The following is a 1160-nucleotide window of genomic DNA, read 5'->3' on the forward strand; positions in this document are numbered from 1 at the left end:
CTAGTGTCCTGCGCCAGAGATTCGTCGGCAGAATCGGGCGAGGGAGTCGAGGATCTCCTCTGCGGTTTTGGTCCAGGTGAACGGTGTGGGGTTGTCGTTCCAGTTCTTGATCCAGGTGCGGATGTCTTTTTCGAGGGCCTGGACGTTCTTGTGGGATCCGCGGCGGATCATCTGGTCGGTGAGGAAGCCGAACCAGCGCTCGACCTGGTTGATCCAGGAGGATCCGGTCGGGGTGAAGTGCATGTGGAATCTGGGGTGTTGGGACAGCCAGGACCTGATTGCCGGGGTCTTGTGGGTGCCGTAGTTGTCACAGATGAGGTGGATTTCGAGGCCGTCGGGGACTTCTTGGTCGATCTTGACGAGGAACTTCTTGAACTCCTGAGCGCGGTGCCTGCGGTGCAATGAGGTGATGACTTTCCCTGTGTCGGTGTCGAAGGCGGCGAACAGGGTGGTCAGCCCGTTGCGCACGTAGTCGTGGGTCCGGCGCTCGGGCATGCCCGGCATTATCGGCAGCACCGGCTGGGACCGGTTCAAGGCCTGGATCTGCGATTTCTCGTCGACCGACAGCACCACGGCCCCCTCGGGCGGGTCGAAGTAGAGCCCGACTACGTCGTGGACCTTCTCGATGAACAACGGGTCGGTCGAGAGCTTGAAGGTGTCCGCCAGGTGAGGCTTGAGCTGGAACTTCCGCCAGATCCGCCCCACCGTGGACTTCGACAGGCCGCTGCGGGCCGCCATCGAGCTCCGCGACCAGTGCGTCGCGTTCTTCGGGATCTCCTCCAGCGTTGCCACCACTACCGCTTCGACCTCGTCCACCGCGATGGTCGGCGGCCGGCCCGGACGAGGCTCGTCCACCAGCCCGTCCAGGCGCTCGACGAGGAACCTCCGCCGCCACTTGCGGACCGTGTCTGCGGTGATTCCCAACTCCCTTGCCACACCGACGATCGTCGGGACCTCGGGGCCGGCACACGCCAGCACGATCCGCGACCGCAAAGCCAAGGCCTGGGCCGATGTCGCTCTACGGGACCACCGCGTCAACACCGCCCGCTCCTCCTCGGACAGCAACAACGGCTCCAACGCGGGACCACGACGACGCACCGGAACATCTGGAGAAGGACTCATGAACGATCTAACGACGGATCTCTGGCGCAGGACACTAG

General features: G+C 63.8%; 1 protein-coding gene. It reads right to left on the reverse strand.

Annotation, left to right across the window (positions count from 1 at the left end):
• The gene (locus KS423_RS45885) at positions 1-1122 is read right to left on the reverse strand and encodes an IS630 family transposase (protein WP_224285573.1); all 1122 of its coding nucleotides are present in this window, start codon (positions 1120-1122) and stop codon (positions 1-3) included.
• Between the last annotated feature and the right edge of the window lie 38 nt (positions 1123-1160).

Source organism: Streptomyces sp. LS1784 (assembly GCF_020103755.1).
Lineage (GTDB): Bacteria > Actinomycetota > Actinomycetes > Streptomycetales > Streptomycetaceae > Kitasatospora.